Origin of the sequence: Streptomyces sp. NPDC017529 (assembly GCF_044329785.1) — a bacterium.
Classification (GTDB): domain Bacteria; phylum Actinomycetota; class Actinomycetes; order Streptomycetales; family Streptomycetaceae; genus Streptomyces.
Genome location: NZ_JBIRJY010000006.1, coordinates 1 through 13,132 on the forward strand (window position 1 = coordinate 1; position 13,132 = coordinate 13,132).

The 13,132-nt window shown below is 72.4% G+C and carries 15 protein-coding genes and 1 rRNA gene; 6 read left to right on the forward strand and 10 right to left on the reverse strand.

What is annotated here, in order from left to right:
* Together ACH4K4_RS16975 and ACH4K4_RS16980 are read right to left on the reverse strand one after the other, a co-directional pair.
* Positions 1-86: ribosomal RNA gene (locus ACH4K4_RS16975) — 16S ribosomal RNA — on the reverse strand; the annotation flags it as partial.
* 711 nt (positions 87-797) lie between these two features.
* Positions 798-1,451, reverse strand: a complete 654-nt coding sequence (locus ACH4K4_RS16980; protein WP_398168046.1) for a DNA-3-methyladenine glycosylase — start codon at positions 1,449-1,451, stop codon at positions 798-800.
* Positions 1,452-1,638: 187 nt separating this feature from the next.
* On the opposite strand from ACH4K4_RS16980, the gene ACH4K4_RS16985 reads away from it, so the two are divergent.
* The 3 genes from ACH4K4_RS16985 (at position 1,639) to ACH4K4_RS16995 (ending at position 4,001) form a co-directional block, all read left to right on the forward strand.
* Positions 1,639-2,421 (forward strand): sporulation protein, encoded by a 783-nt coding sequence (locus tag ACH4K4_RS16985; RefSeq protein WP_398168048.1) that lies wholly within the window; start codon positions 1,639-1,641, stop codon positions 2,419-2,421.
* Between the two features lie 43 nt (positions 2,422-2,464).
* Positions 2,465-3,004 carry a YbhB/YbcL family Raf kinase inhibitor-like protein gene (locus ACH4K4_RS16990; protein WP_360139388.1) on the forward strand — a complete coding sequence of 180 codons (540 nt, stop codon included), beginning with the start codon at positions 2,465-2,467 and terminating at the stop codon, positions 3,002-3,004.
* A gap of 472 nt (positions 3,005-3,476) precedes the next feature.
* Positions 3,477-4,001, forward strand: coding sequence for an HNH endonuclease (locus ACH4K4_RS16995; RefSeq protein WP_398168049.1), 525 nt, complete (start codon positions 3,477-3,479; stop codon positions 3,999-4,001).
* Here ACH4K4_RS16995 and ACH4K4_RS17000 read toward each other — a convergent pair.
* The 4 genes from ACH4K4_RS17000 to ACH4K4_RS17015 form a co-directional block, all read right to left on the reverse strand.
* On the reverse strand, positions 3,979-4,746 hold the full coding sequence (locus tag ACH4K4_RS17000) for a sulfite exporter TauE/SafE family protein (protein WP_398168050.1): 768 nt from the start codon (positions 4,744-4,746) through the stop codon (positions 3,979-3,981). The two genes, ACH4K4_RS16995 and ACH4K4_RS17000, sit on opposite strands and share 23 nt — an antisense overlap.
* Positions 4,747-4,874: 128 nt before the next feature.
* Positions 4,875-5,813, reverse strand: coding sequence for an SPFH domain-containing protein (locus ACH4K4_RS17005; RefSeq protein ID WP_398168051.1), 939 nt, complete (start codon positions 5,811-5,813; stop codon positions 4,875-4,877).
* Between the two features lie 139 nt (positions 5,814-5,952).
* The gene (locus ACH4K4_RS17010; protein ID WP_398168682.1) at positions 5,953-6,363 is read right to left on the reverse strand and encodes an NfeD family protein; all 411 of its coding nucleotides are present in this window, start codon (positions 6,361-6,363) and stop codon (positions 5,953-5,955) included.
* Positions 6,364-6,448: 85 nt separating this feature from the next.
* Positions 6,449-7,258 (reverse strand): ABC transporter ATP-binding protein, encoded by an 810-nt coding sequence (locus ACH4K4_RS17015; protein ID WP_398168052.1) that lies wholly within the window; start codon positions 7,256-7,258, stop codon positions 6,449-6,451.
* Positions 7,259-7,348: 90 nt separating this feature from the next.
* On the opposite strand from ACH4K4_RS17015, the gene ACH4K4_RS17020 reads away from it, so the two are divergent.
* The gene (locus ACH4K4_RS17020) at positions 7,349-8,182 is read left to right on the forward strand and encodes a hypothetical protein (RefSeq protein ID WP_398168053.1); all 834 of its coding nucleotides are present in this window, start codon (positions 7,349-7,351) and stop codon (positions 8,180-8,182) included.
* Positions 8,183-8,318: 136 nt separating this feature from the next.
* Here the strand turns inward: ACH4K4_RS17020 and ACH4K4_RS17025 are convergent, their stop codons facing one another.
* From ACH4K4_RS17025 to ACH4K4_RS17040, 4 genes are all read right to left on the reverse strand, one after another.
* Complete coding sequence (locus tag ACH4K4_RS17025) at positions 8,319-8,564, reverse strand: chaplin (protein WP_398168054.1); 246 nt, start codon at positions 8,562-8,564, stop codon at positions 8,319-8,321.
* Between the two features lie 113 nt (positions 8,565-8,677).
* Positions 8,678-8,917 carry a chaplin gene (locus tag ACH4K4_RS17030; protein ID WP_398168055.1) on the reverse strand — a complete coding sequence of 80 codons (240 nt, stop codon included), beginning with the start codon at positions 8,915-8,917 and terminating at the stop codon, positions 8,678-8,680.
* A gap of 171 nt (positions 8,918-9,088) precedes the next feature.
* Positions 9,089-9,736 (reverse strand): response regulator, encoded by a 648-nt coding sequence (locus tag ACH4K4_RS17035; protein ID WP_398168057.1) that lies wholly within the window; start codon positions 9,734-9,736, stop codon positions 9,089-9,091.
* Complete coding sequence (locus ACH4K4_RS17040) at positions 9,729-10,904, reverse strand: GAF domain-containing sensor histidine kinase (protein ID WP_398168059.1); 1,176 nt, start codon at positions 10,902-10,904, stop codon at positions 9,729-9,731. Before ACH4K4_RS17040 ends, ACH4K4_RS17035 begins: the two co-directional genes overlap by 8 nt.
* Positions 10,905-11,291: 387 nt before the next feature.
* Here ACH4K4_RS17040 and ACH4K4_RS17045 point away from each other — a divergent pair, with 387 nt between their 5' ends.
* Positions 11,292-12,014: an SDR family NAD(P)-dependent oxidoreductase gene (locus ACH4K4_RS17045; protein WP_398168060.1), complete on the forward strand. Its 723-nt coding sequence runs from the start codon at positions 11,292-11,294 to the stop codon at positions 12,012-12,014.
* Complete coding sequence (locus ACH4K4_RS17050; protein ID WP_398168061.1) at positions 12,011-13,129, forward strand: S-adenosylmethionine:tRNA ribosyltransferase-isomerase; 1,119 nt, start codon at positions 12,011-12,013, stop codon at positions 13,127-13,129. Before ACH4K4_RS17045 ends, ACH4K4_RS17050 begins: the two co-directional genes overlap by 4 nt.
* Positions 13,130-13,132: the final 3 nt, after the last annotated feature.

The following is a 13,132-nucleotide window of genomic DNA, read 5'->3' on the forward strand; positions in this document are numbered from 1 at the left end:
CACCCCGAAGGGCTTCATCGTTCGACTTGCATGTGTTAAGCACGCCGCCAGCGTTCGTCCTGAGCCAGGATCAAACTCTCCGTGAATGTTTCCGGGTTATCCCGGTAACACACACGAGAGCGGAACAGGAAGCGGAATAGGCTTCCCGTTCACAGCGTCCTCGCTGTGTGTGCCACCCGCACCGTAGTGCCGGTGGGCTTTTCAAAGGAACCTCACCCTCCGACTGATGCCGGTGGACGGGGTATCAACATATCTGGCGTTGACTTTTGGCACGCTGTTGAGTTCTCAAGGAACGGACGCTTCCTTTGTGCCTGTTTCACCAGGATCTCCGGGCGCTTCCCTTCGGTCTTGCGTTTCCGACTCTATCAGATCCTCGCGGTCCTGATTTTCGCCGGTGCGTTTCGGCCTTTCGGCTTCTTCGCGTTTCCGATCTTACCAGATCCGTTCGGCGTTTCCGCTTTCCGTTTCCGGCCCCCGTCGGAGCGGGGCGGCCGTCCGGCTTTCGCTTTTCGGCCTTTCCGACTCTATCAGATCCGCTGTGCAGTCCGTTGTCGGACTGCGCTCGTTTCCGATTCCCCATCGGCGGGGTTGTTTACGCCTTTCGGCGTGATCACTACGTTAGTCGAATTCCCGTCCGGCCCATAATCGAGCCGTGGCGTCGAATTTCGGCAAGCGAAACAGGACCCCGCCGGGGTGATCGTTCGTAGGTAGTGGGTTTGCGTCGCCCGACGGCCTGCGCAGACAGCGCTGCCCGTTTCAAGCGGCTCGGGCCACGTTAGGCGGTCGGGCGGACAGAGTCAAGCAGCCCTGCTCCTGCGCTTGCGCGGCACATGCGCACGGTACGGGCTGACGGTCGGGTCGCCGTCGATCCAGAAGCGCCACGGGTGGACGGCGCCCTCGCCGCTGATGCCCGTCCGCGGGCCGTTGAGCACCTCGGCGGCGTCCGCCGGATGGCCGTGCAGAACGGTGAGCGGCTGGTCGGGGTCGGTGGAGCAGATGTCCGTACCGTCCAGGGAGCGGTCGATGTCGAGGGCGGTCGCCAGCCGGGCCGGGCCCTTGGCCAGCTCGCGGTTGTTGCGCGCCTTGGGCCGGCGCTCGGCCGCCTGCTGCGTACCGGTGAGCACCTCGCCGGCCCGCAGCAGGACGCCGCTCGCGGTGCCCTCGGAGTTGCAGACCAGGTTGAGGCTGAACCACATGCCGTAAATGAAGTACACGTACGCGTGGCCCGGCGGGCCGAACATCGAGGCGTTCCGCGCGGTGCGTCCTCGGTAGGCGTGCGAGCCGGGGTCGGATGACCCGTTGTAGGCCTCGACCTCCGTGATGCGCAGTTCCATCGGGCCCTGCGGAGTACGGCGTACGAGTGTGCGGCCGAGCAGCTCAGGCGCGACGTCGAGGACGGGACGGTCGAAGAAGTCCCGCGTGAGCGGTCGGCGGTCCGGTGCGACGATCATGCGGATCAAGGGTAACGGAGAGCGACGCGAAGCACCCTGCGGGCGACTGGCCCGGGGGGTGTCCCGGTTGGGAAGGTGTGGCACACGGAACCACTCCGCGCCTTCTGGCGTGGGTAGGGATCGGGCCGGGCCGAGTTCGCGGCGCAGCACACGAGGTACAGGCGACAGCCTGGGGAGGACGAGCACCATGGGGTTCAAGAAGCTGCTGGCCAGCTTGGGAGCCGGAGGCGCGTCGGTGGAGACGGTGCTCTTCGAGGAGAACGTCGTGCCGGGCGGGATCGTGCAGGGCGAGGTGCGGATCCAGGGCGGTTCGGTCGCCCAGCAGATCGAGGGGCTCTCCGTCGGGCTCCAGGCCAAGGTCGAGGTGGAGGGCGGCGACCAGGAGTACAAGAAGGACGTCGAGTTCACCAAGCTGCGGCTGGGTGGTGCCTTCGAGGTGCAGGCGGGTGCCGTGCACACGGTGCCGTTCGGGCTGGAGATCCCGTGGGAGACGCCCGTGACGATGTTTCTCGGGCAGGAGCTGCGCGGGATGCACGTGGGCGTGACGACGGAGCTGGAGATCGCCCGCGCGGTGGACTCCGGGGATCTCGATCCGGTCAACGTCCACCCGCTCCCCGCCCAGCAGGCCGTCCTGGACGCGTTCGGCCGGCTCGGGTTCCGGTTCAAGAGCGCGGACCTGGAGCAGGGGCACATCCGTGACACGCGGCAGCGGCTGCCGTTCTACCAGGAGATCGAGTTCCAGGCGCCGCAGCAGTACCGCGGCCTCAACCAGGTGGAGCTGTCCTTCGTCGCGGACGACCGCGAGATGGACGTGGTGCTGGAGATGGACAAGAAGCCCGGTCTCTTCAGCGAGGGCAGTGACACGTACCGCTCCTTCGTGGTCCCGCTCAACGGCTTCGAGACGACCGACTGGGCGGCGTACCTCAACCAGTGGCTGGCCGAGGTCGGCGGCCGGCGGAACTGGCTCTAACCTGGCCGGACAGGTGTCCGCAAGCGACTCAGGAGGTGCCCAGGTGTCCGAGCTCAAGCGCCGGCCGCTCCCGCACGATTTCCATCCGCCGGTGGCCGGGTTCACCGTGGTGAGCGACGAGGTGACCGACGGCGGTCCGCTCCCGTCGGCGCAGGTGCAGGCCGAGGGCAACACCTCGCCGCACCTGCGCTGGGAGGGCGCGCCGGAGGGGACCCGCAGCTACGCCGTCACCTGCTTCGACCCGGACGCGCCGACCGGCAGCGGTTTCTGGCACTGGTCGGTGTTCGACATCCCCGCTTCGGTCACGGAGCTGCCCGCGGGTGCCGGCTCGGGTGACATGAAGGGGCTGCCGGAAGGTGCCGTGCACGTACGCAACGACGCGGGTTCGCCCGACTTCACGGGTGCGGCGCCGCCGCCCGGTGACGGGCCGCACCGCTACGTCTTCACCGTGTACGCGGTGGACCAGGAGAAGCTGGGCCCTGACGCGTCCGCGACGCCGGCCGTGGTCGGCTTCAACCTGCGGTTCCACGCGATCGGCCGCGCCCAGCTGATCGGCGAGTACGAGGTGCCCGCCGGAAGCTGAGCGGGGCGTCGGGCGAAATGAGCCGGTGTCCGGTCCCTTCGGGGCCGGGTACCGGCTCTAAATGCGTTGCGCCCCGGCGTTCCTGCTCGCACAGTGGTACACGGCTGACATACGGCTGGTACCACGGCCGTTGGGCAGCCGGCACCGCAGCGGCGGAGGCGGTGGGGCGCAGGTGTGTCGCCCGCCGCCTGCCGGAGTCCGCTCTCGTGTCGGACGGCCGCGTCGGCTGTCATACGCTCCGGGGTCCCGGCGAACGCACGGGGGTGGGGCCCCGGAGCGTGCCGCCCGCTTCGCGCCGCGGCGAGCTGCTTCCGCTCCCCCTGCGCACCCGTCCCCGCACCCGTCTCTTCACTTGCCGCTCATCTCCCATCTCCCTTGTGGCGTGCGGAAATTGCGTTGTCCGGGGGATCACTGGACCTGCACAGTGGAGCCACTTCGCCGAGCGGCGAACGGGGACCGGGAGGTGGACGGGATGCGCGAGACACTGGTGCTCAATGCGAGCTTCGAGCCGCTGGCGACGGTGTCGCTGCGGCGCGCGGTGGTGCTGGTGATGCAGGACAAGGCGGTCGTCGAGCAGGCGCATCCGGGGCTGCGGATACGGGCCGCGGCGGTGGAGGTGCCGGTGCCACAGGTGATCCGGCTCAGCCGGTACGTACGGGTGCCGTTCCGAAGACAGGCGGCCTGGTCGCGGCGGGGTGTGCTCGTACGGGACCAGCACCGGTGCGCGTACTGCGGGCGGCGGGCGACGACCGTGGACCACATCGTGCCGAGGTCGCGCGGCGGCGGGGACACCTGGCTGAATACGGTCGCCTCCTGCGCCGAGGACAATCACCGCAAGGCGGACCGTACGCCGGAGCAGGCGGGGATGCGGCTGCTGAAGCGGCCGTTCGAGCCGACGCCGGCCGACGCGCTGGTGGCGGCGCTGGCCGGTTCCGTACGGGATGAGCTGCCCGGGTGGCTGGGGCTGCCGGAGGTCAGTCCAGCAGCAGCTGGGTGATCGCGGCGAGGCCGACCGCGACGATGACCCCGCGCAGTACGGCCGGCGGCAGCCGGCGGCCGATCCGTGCGCCGATCAGGCCGCCGAGGGCCGAGCCGGTGGCGATGAGGACGACGGCGAGCCAGTCGAAGTGCGCGGCGAAGAGGAAGAAGAGCGCCGCGACGGCGTTGACGAGCAGGGTCAGGACGTTCTTGACGGCGTTGAGGCGCTGCAGGTCGTCGCTGAGCAGCAGGCCCATCAGGGAGAGGTAGACGACCCCCTGGGCGGCGCCGAAGTAGCCGCCGTACACGCTCGCGAAGAAGAGTCCGGTCAGCAGCAGGGCACCACCGTCCGCACGGGCGGTGGTGCCCTCGCGTTCCCGGCGGGCGCGCAGGGCGGCGGCGAGCCGGGGTTGGCACACGACGAGGACCAGGGCGACGGCGATCAGTACGGGCACGATCGCGTCGAAGGCCGCGGAGGGCAGGACCAGGAGCAGTGCCGCGCCGAGCAGGCCGCCGGCCAGTGCCGTGGCCGCGAACCGCAGGACGCGGTCGCGCTGGCCACCCAGTTCGCGGCGGTAGCCGATGGCGCCGCTGAGCGAACCGGGCACCAGGCCGAGGGTGTTGGAGACGTTGGCGGTCACCGGGGGCAGGCCGGTGGCGAGCAGGACGGGAAAGGTGATCAGGGTGCCGGAGCCGACGACGACGTTGATCGCGCCGGCGGCACCGCCCGCCGCGAAGACGGCGAGCGCTTCCCAGACGGTCATGCGGACTCCCTCGTACCTGATCGGCGCGGGCCGTGATCGGCCGTCCGCCTGATCATGCACCAGGGCCCGCCCCCGAAACAGCACGCGGGACGGTGCTGTTGGGGGACGGGCCCTGGAGGGAGCCGGGGTCAGTCGATGGGCGGCTGTTCGCGGTGCGGGGCCGGCTTGGTCATGCCGGGGGCGCCGCCGCCCGCGGGGTTGAAGCTGTTGATGGCGCCGCCGAGGCCCTTGAGGGCGTCGCCGATCTCGCTGGGCACGATCCAGAGCTTGTTGGCGTCGCCCTCGGCGATCTTCGGCAGCATCTGGAGGTACTGGTAGGACAGCAGCTTCTGGTCCGGGTCGCCGGCGTGGATGGACTCGAAGACCACCCGGATCGCCTGGGCCTCGCCCTCGGCGCGCAGCGCGGCGGCCTTGGCCTCACCTTCGGCGCGCAGGATCGAGGACTGCTTCTCGCCTTCGGCGGTGAGGATCTGGGACTGCCGGACGCCTTCGGCCTGGAGGATCGCGGCGCGCTTGTCACGGTCGGCGCGCATCTGCTTCTCCATCGAGTCCTGGATGGAGGTCGGCGGCTCGATCGCCTTGAGCTCGACGCGGTTGACGCGGATGCCCCACTTGCCGGTGGCCTCGTCCAGGACGCCGCGCAGTGCCGCGTTGATCTCCTCGCGGGAGGTCAGCGTCCGCTCCAGGTCCATGCCGCCGATGATGTTGCGCAGGGTCGTGACGGTCAGCTGCTCGATCGCCTGGATGTAGCTGGCGACCTCGTACGTCGCGGCGCGCGCGTCGGTGACCTGGTAGTAGATGACGGTGTCGATGTTCACGACCAGGTTGTCCTGGGTGATCACCGGCTGCGGCGGGAAGGGGACGACCTGTTCGCGCAGGTCGATCCGGTTGCGGATGGAGTCGATGAACGGGACGACGATGTTCAGGCCCGCGTTCAGGGTGCGGGTGTAGCGGCCGAAGCGCTCGACGATGGCGGCGCTGGCCTGCGGGATGACCTGGATCGTCTTGATGAGTGCGATGAATACGAGCACCACCAGGATGATCAGGACGATGATGATCGGTTGCACTGCGGCTCCCCGGTACCCCTCGGTTGCTGACTGCGGCGGCCGGTGCCGGCCTGGTCTTGATCGAGTCTTTCAGAGCGACCGGCCGCCACGCAGGCGCTTCGCCTCATCGGTGCGCTCGTACGACGACTGGCTTGAACTCTCACATGACGACCGCGGTGGCGCCCTCGATCTCCACCACGTCCACCTGCTGGCCCGGTTCGTACACCTGGTCGGCGTCGAGCGCGCGGGCGGACCAGACCTCGCCGCCCAGCTTGACGCGGCCGCCCGCGCCGTCGACCCGCTCCAGGACGGTGGCGGAGCGGCCCTTGAGGGCGTCGATGCCCGAGGCCAGCTGCGGGCGTTGGTTGCGGTGGCGGTTGGCGATGGGCCGCACCACCGCGATGAGCGCGACCGACACGGCGGCGAAGACGACGAACTGCGCGACCGTGCCGCCACCTAGGCCCGCGGTGACGGCGCCGGCGACGGCGCCGACCGCGAGCATTCCGAACTCGGGCATCGCGGTCACGACGAGCGGAATGCCCAGCCCTACGGCGGCGACGAGCCACCACACCCATGGATCCACGCCTTCATGGTAGATCCGCCGGACGGCCCGGGACAGGGGCCGTCCGGCCGTGAACGGAGCGGGGCGGGGTGGTTCAGGCGAGCGGCAGGCCCTGGGCGGTCCAGCGGTCGCCGTGCCGCTCGACGACCAGCGGCAGGCCGAAGCAGTGGGAGAGGTTGCTGGAGGTCAGCTCCAGGTCGAGCGGCCCGGCGGCGAGCACCTTGCCCTGGCGGATCATCAGGACGTGGGTGAAGCCCGGCGGGATCTCCTCGACGTGGTGCGTGACCATGACCATGGAGGGCGCGTACGGGTCGCGGGCGAGCCGGCCGAGGCGGCGTACGAGATCCTCGCGGCCGCCGAGGTCGAGGCCGGCCGCGGGCTCGTCCAGGAGCAGCAGTTCGGGGTCGGTCATCATCGCGCGGGCGATGAGGGTGCGCTTGCGCTCGCCCTCGGAGAGGGTGCCGAACTTCCGGTCGAGGTACTCGTTCATGCCGAGGCGGTCGAGGAAGGCGCGGGCGCGCTGCTCGTCGATGTCCTCGTACTGCTCGCGCCAGCCGGCGGTCATGCCGTACGCGGCGGTGAGCACGGTCTGCAGGACGGTCTGGCTGCGCGGCAGCTTGTCGGCGAGCGCGATGCCGGCGATGCCGATGCGGGGGCGCAGGTCGAAGACGTCGACCTTGCCGAGGGTCTCGCCGAGGATCGAGGCGGTTCCGGTGCTCGGGAAGACGTAGCTGGAGGCGACGTTGAGCAGGGTGGTCTTGCCGGCGCCGTTCGGGCCGAGGATCACCCAGCGCTCGCCCTCCTTGACCGACCAGGAGACCTGGTCCACCAGAGCCCGTCCTTCGCGGACCACGGATACGTCCACCAGCTCCAGCACATCGCTCATGAGCGCGTTGTCTCCCATTGCATCTCGGTCGTCTCGTGCGCCTGTGGGCGCCTCCCCCCTGCAAACCTACGCCACTCGATGTCAGTGCCTGTCCTTAGGCTGGGGGGCATGCTCGACGAACCTCGTTCGGGACGGCTGGCCGCGTGGGGAAATGCCCTGTTGGCCGGACTTGTCTCACCTGATGAAGCCGCGCAGCGGATCGCGGACGACGACGCGGTGCACCGCGTGCGGGGCCTGCCCGGGGAGCCGGGCCCGGTCGGGCTGACGCTCGCGCTGGGGCGGCTGCGGGCGCTGGGGGCGGCCGGTCTGCGGGTGGCGCTGCCGGTGCCGGGGCACCCGCTGGGGCTGAGCGGCCCGCCGGAGTTCAACGCGCGGGCGCTGGAGGCCGGGGAGGCGGTGCTGGTGTCCGGTGCGGCGCTGGGGCTGGTCCCCGAGGTGTTCGAGTCCGGGCCGGGGGACGCGGCGCCGGAGGCCGCGGTGTCCCGCGCGGACGTGCATGTGGAGGTGGTCTGGCACTGCCTGGCGATACGGGACGCGCCGCCGGCGGACGTGCCCTCGCTCGGCGAGGCGGAGCGGGAGCTGGCGGAAGCCCTCCGGGAGGCGACCGAGGCGCTCGCGAGGCTGGACGTGGCCGGGTCCGGGCCGGTCGCCCAGGCGGCCCTGGAGGCGTACCGCGCGCGGGCCGAGGCGGGGCGGCAGGTGCTCGCGCCCGGCTATCCGCCGCGGGCGGCGCGGGTGCTGGAGCTGGCCCAGCGGGTCGGCGCGCTCGTCGGCATCGCGCGGGGCGCCGGCGGGGACGGGCGGGAGCACGGCGGGGCGGTGAGCGCGTCCGAGATGGCGGCGCGGGCCGAGGCGCTGCGTCCGGTGGAGCGTACGGCCCGGCGGGCCCAGGTGGCGGCGTACAACGCGTACGTGGAGGAGGCCGAGCGGCGCCGGGGCTGAGAGCCGGTGCCATCCCCCGGCCGGGGGTGCTGCCGTACGGGAAGGCCCCGCCCGACCGGGCGCGGTCGGGCGAGGCCTTCGGGAAGACGCGTGTGCTGACGCGGTCCGGGAGTGTTCGTGGCTCGGTGGCCGTGCCTCAGTGGTTGGCGGCGGCGTTGTGGTGGGCCGGGTTGAGAATGCCCACGACGTTGATGCTGTTGCCGGAGACGTTCACGGGCACGTCCACCGGGATCTGCACGAGGTTGCCGGAGAGGACGCCGGGGGACTTGACGGCCGCGCCGTTGGCGTGGGCGTGGCCCGTGGCGGCCGCGGTGCCTGCGGCGGCACCGGCGGCGAGACCGGCGGTGGCGAGGACGAGGGCGGCCTTCTTGGCGGTGTTCATAGGAGTGTTCCTCACATAGCGGCGCTGGGCCGCGGGGGTGGTGGTGGTCGGATGCCCGGCGGGGGCCGGCCCGTCGGGGGTGGGGTCCGGGCCGGCCTGTCGCGCGAAGGCGGTCAGGAGTTGTGGCCGCGGTTGCCGAAGGCCGGGTTCAGGGCGCCGATGACCGTGACGGTGTTGCCGGTGACGTTGACCGGGACGTGCACCGGGACCTGGAGCAGGTTGCCCGAGAGGACGCCGGGGGAGTTCACGGCGCCGCCCTGTGCGATGCCCTGCGCGGAGGCGATGCCGGCACCGGCGACGGCGAGTCCGCCCGTCGCGATCGTGACGGCCACGGCCCTCTTGATGTTCTTCACTTCTCTCGACCTCTCCTTACGACGGCCGCGGTCGAGTTCCGCGGCACGCCATGGAGAACGGCCGGGCGCCGGACGGGTTGCGCCACATGGGTGACGTCCACCCGACGGTATGAATCTCGGATGGGATGACACCGGACCGGCGCGCGCCCTGATAGTCGGACCGGGCCAGGATCAGGCGCCGATGCCGTGCCGGACCGCCCACAGGGCCGCCTGGGTGCGGTCGGCCAGGTCGAGTTTCATCAGGATGTTCGAGACGTGGGTCTTGACGGTCTTCTCGGACAGCACCAGCGCACGCGCGATCTCGCGGTTGGAACGGCCGTCCGCTATCAGGCCGAGCACCTCGCGCTCCCGGTCGGTCAGCGACGTGCCGCGGCCGTGGCCGTTGTTGCCCTCCTCCTGGGCGAGCAGCGCGCCGGCCACCTCGGGCTGGAGGAGGACGTGCCCCGCGTGTACGGAGCGGATGGCGCCGGCCAGCGCGTCCGGGTCCACGTCCTTGTAGACGTAGCCCGCGGCGCCCGCGCGGAGGGCCGGGACGACGGTGCGCTGCTCGGTGAAGCTGGTGACGACCAGCACCCGGGCCGGGTTGTCCAGTTCGCGTAGCTTGCGGAGGGCTTCGATGCCGTCCATGCCGGGCATTTTGACGTCCATCAGGACGACGTCCGGGCGCAGTTGCTCGGCGGCCGCGATGCCCTCGGCGCCGTCGGCCGCCTCCCCCACCACCTCGATGTCGTCCTGGACCTCCAGGAAGGTGCGCAGCCCGCGGCGGACGACCTGGTGGTCGTCGACCAGCAGGACCCTGATTGCACCGGTGTCACCCACCGGGTACCTCCATCTCGACAGCGGTGCCCTTGCCGGGCTCCGATTCCACGGTGAGCCGGCCACCGACGCCGCTCGCCCGGTCGCGCATCGACACCAGGCCCAGGTGCCGGCCCGCGCGGCGCACCGCGCCGGTGTCGAAGCCCCGGCCGTCGTCGGCGACGCGCAGCAGGGCGCCTTGGCCGCGCCGTACGAGGGTCACCTCGACCCGGCCGGCCCCGGCGTGCCGCAGGGCGTTGTGCAGCGCCTCCTGGGCGACCCTGAGCAGCGCCTCCTCCTGGGCGGCGGGCAGGGCGCGTACGCCCTGGGCCTCGAAGGTGACGTGGGCGTGGTGGGCGCGGTCCAGGACCTGGGCCTGGGAGCGCAGGGTGGCGACGAGGCCGTCCTCGTCCAGGGCGGCGGGCCGCAATTCGACGACGGCGGCGCGCAGTTCGTCGGCGGCCTCCGCGGCGAGGGCGGCGACCTGCTGCAACTCGCCCTTGGCGCGCGCCGGGTCGCGGTCCACGAGGGCGGTGGCGGCCTGCGCGGTCAGCCGCAGCGAGAAGAGCTTCTGGGCGACGGCGTCGTGCAGTTCGTGGGCGAGGCGGGCGCGCTCCCCCGCGATGGTCAGCTCGCGGCTGCGCTCGTACAGGCGGGCGTTGGTCAGGGCGATGGCGGCGTGCTGGGCGAGTATGCCGAGCAGCCGCTCGTCCTCGGGGGTGAAGCCGCAGCCGCCGGCGGGCTTGGGGCACCTCTTGTTGGCGAGGAAGAGCGCGCCGAGGATCTCGTCGCCGTCGGCGACCGGCAGGCCGATGAAGTCGGACATGTCCGGGTGGGCGGCGGGCCAGCCGCCGAAGCGCGGGTCGGCGCGGACGTCGGCGAGCCGCTCGGGGGTGGCGTTGTGCAGCATCGCGGCGAGGATGCCGTGCTGGCGCGGCAGCGGGCCGATGGCCTTCCACTGCTCCTCGCTGACGCCGTCGACCACGAACTGGGCGAAGCCGCCGTGGTCGTCGGGCACGCCGAGGGCGGCGTACTCGGCGTCGAGCAGTTCGCGGGCGGAGGCGACGATCGTCTTGAGGACGTCGCGCACCTCCAGGTGCCTGCTCATGGCGAGGATGGCGCTGCTCACGGCGGGAATCCCGGCGCCGGGCCCGTCTCCGGGGCCGTGTGCGTCTCCCGGTCCGTTGGTCATGGCTTCACGGTACCGGCGGGGCGGGCGCGTCCGTATCGGACCACCGGAGGCCCTCGCTTAGGTCGGCGGGACTAGGTCCTGTCGTCACATTCCCGTCGTCCGCCCGAAGGGCGGGCCGCGCGACGTCTGGTGCGTGCGATCGCAAGGCGCCGGGGCGCCCTCGTAGCGGAGCTACTAGGGCGTTTCGGCAACGCAGCGTGGGGGCACCTCCCAGCGGTAGCTGGGGGAGTGCGTGCCAGACGCCGCGCGGCAGGCGGGAATTTGACGACAGGGCCTAGGCCGAAGTGCCCTGGGCCGTCCCGCCCGCTGCCCGAGGCGGCCGGGGCCGTCCGGTTCCTAGCGTGAGCCCTACGGACGCAGGTCGGAGCGGAGAGGCGGTACGGGCTCATGCCGGTGGCGGTCATCACGGGGGCATCGAAGGGCCTGGGGCGCGCGCTGGGCGCGGCGCTGGCCGGGCGCGGCTGGGACCTGGTGGTGGACGCCAGGTCGGCCGGGCCGCTGGAGGACGCGGCGCGCGGGCTGCGCCGGGCGGGCGCGCGGGTGGTGGCGCTGCCCGGTGACGTGACGGACGCCGGGCACCGGGCAGGGCTGGTGGCCGCCGCCCGGGAGCTGGGCGGGCTGGATCTGCTGGTGAACAACGCGAGCGTGCTGGGTGCCGAGCCGCTGGTGCGGCTGGAGGAGCACGCGCTCGACGGGCTGCGGGCGGCGCTGGAGGTCAATGTGGTGGCGCCGCTGGGGCTCGTTCAGGAGGCGCTGCCGCTGCTGCGGGCCTCCTCTCTCTACGGGACGGCGGCGCTCGGGGGCGCCGTGCTCAACATCAGTTCGGACGCGGCGGCCGAGGCGTACGAGACCTGGGGCGGATACGGGGCGGCGAAGGCGGCGCTCGACCAGCTCTCGGCGGTGCTGGCGGTCGAAGAGCCGGGGCTGCGGGTGTGGTGGGTGGACCCGGGCGACATGCGGACGGACCTGTACGCGGCGGCCGTGCCCGCCGACGACGGCTCCGGGCGCCCGCTGCCCGAGACCGTCGTGCCCGCGCTGCTGCGGCTGCTGGACGCCGGTGCGGCCAGCGGGCGGTACGGGGCGCCCGGCCTCCTGGACGGTGCGCGGTGACCGCCGGGGTGCTGCGGGTACCGCCGGAGTTGTCGGCCCGGGAGCCGGCCGAGCAGCGCGCGCCGGGCCGGGGCCGGGACGGGGTGCGGCTCCTGGTCAGCCGGGGCACGGCGGAGCCGGCGCACCACGCGTTCCGTGAGCTGCCTCGGCTGCTGTCGGCCGGGGACGTGCTGGTGGTGAACACCTCGCGCACGCTCCCGGCGGCGCTCGACGGCCGGACCGGGGACGGGCGCGGCCGGGGCGAGCCGGTGGTGGTGCACTTCTCGACGCGGGCGGACGAGCGGTATCCGCGGCCGGAGGCGGCGGCCGGGGACTGGGCGGTGGAGCTGCGGACGCCGGACGGCTGCGGCAGCACCCGGCAGCGGGCGGGCGGTCCGGCCGGGACGGTGGTGCGGCTGCCGGGCGGGGCGCGGCTGGAGCTGCGGGCGCCGGTGGACCCCGGGGGCGTACGGCTGTGGTGGGCGCGGGTGGCCGGGGCGCCGGTGCTGGACGTGCTGCGCCGGTACGGACGGCCGATCCGGTACGGCTACACGGACCGGGACCAGCCGCTGGCCGCATATCAGACGGTGTTCGGGGTGGGCTCGCCCGACGGCGGCGGCAGCGCGGAGATGCCGAGTGCGGCGCGGCCCTTCACCCCTTCCCTGGTGGCCCGGCTGGTGAGCAGGGGCGTGCAGATCGCGCCGGTGGTGCTGCATACGGGCGTGGCGTCGGCGGAGGCGTACGAGCCGCCGTACCCGGAGCGCTTCGAGGTGCCGCCGTCCACGGCGTGGCAGGTCAACGCGGCGCGGGCAGGTGGCGGAAGGGTCGTGGCGGTGGGGACGACGGCCGTGCGGGCGCTGGAGACGGCGGCCGGCGCGGACGGGCGGATCCGGGCGGCGTCCGGGTGGACGGAGCTGGTGGTCACCCCGGAGCGCGGGGTGCGGGCGGTGGACGGGTTGCTGACCGGGCTGCACGAGCCGCAGGCGTCGCACCTGCTGATGCTGGAGGCGGTCGGGCGGGCGGCCGCGGGCGGCGTGGCCTTCGGGGACGTGCTGTGCCGGGCGTACGCGGAGGCCGTGCGGCACCGCTACCTGTGGCACGAGTTCGGGGATCTCCACCTCGTCCTGCCGTCCTGAGCT

Excerpts from the sequence above, each read along its gene's own strand:
- ACH4K4_RS16980 (WP_398168046.1), bottom strand. The coding sequence starts at position 1,451 with ATGATCGTCGCACCGGACCGCCGACCGCTCACGCGGGACTTCTTCGAC.
- ACH4K4_RS16995 (WP_398168049.1), top strand. The coding sequence starts at position 3,477 with ATGCGCGAGACACTGGTGCTCAATGCGAGCTTCGAGCCGCTGGCGACG.
- ACH4K4_RS17045 (WP_398168060.1), top strand. The coding sequence starts at position 11,292 with ATGCCGGTGGCGGTCATCACGGGGGCATCGAAGGGCCTGGGGCGCGCG.
- ACH4K4_RS17040 (WP_398168059.1), bottom strand. The coding sequence starts at position 10,904 with ATGACCAACGGACCGGGAGACGCACACGGCCCCGGAGACGGGCCCGGC.
- ACH4K4_RS17000 (WP_398168050.1), bottom strand. The coding sequence starts at position 4,746 with ATGACCGTCTGGGAAGCGCTCGCCGTCTTCGCGGCGGGCGGTGCCGCC.
- ACH4K4_RS17020 (WP_398168053.1), top strand. The coding sequence starts at position 7,349 with ATGCTCGACGAACCTCGTTCGGGACGGCTGGCCGCGTGGGGAAATGCC.
- ACH4K4_RS17025 (WP_398168054.1), bottom strand. The coding sequence starts at position 8,564 with ATGAACACCGCCAAGAAGGCCGCCCTCGTCCTCGCCACCGCCGGTCTC.
- ACH4K4_RS17015 (WP_398168052.1), bottom strand. The coding sequence starts at position 7,258 with ATGGGAGACAACGCGCTCATGAGCGATGTGCTGGAGCTGGTGGACGTA.
- ACH4K4_RS16985 (WP_398168048.1), top strand. The coding sequence starts at position 1,639 with ATGGGGTTCAAGAAGCTGCTGGCCAGCTTGGGAGCCGGAGGCGCGTCG.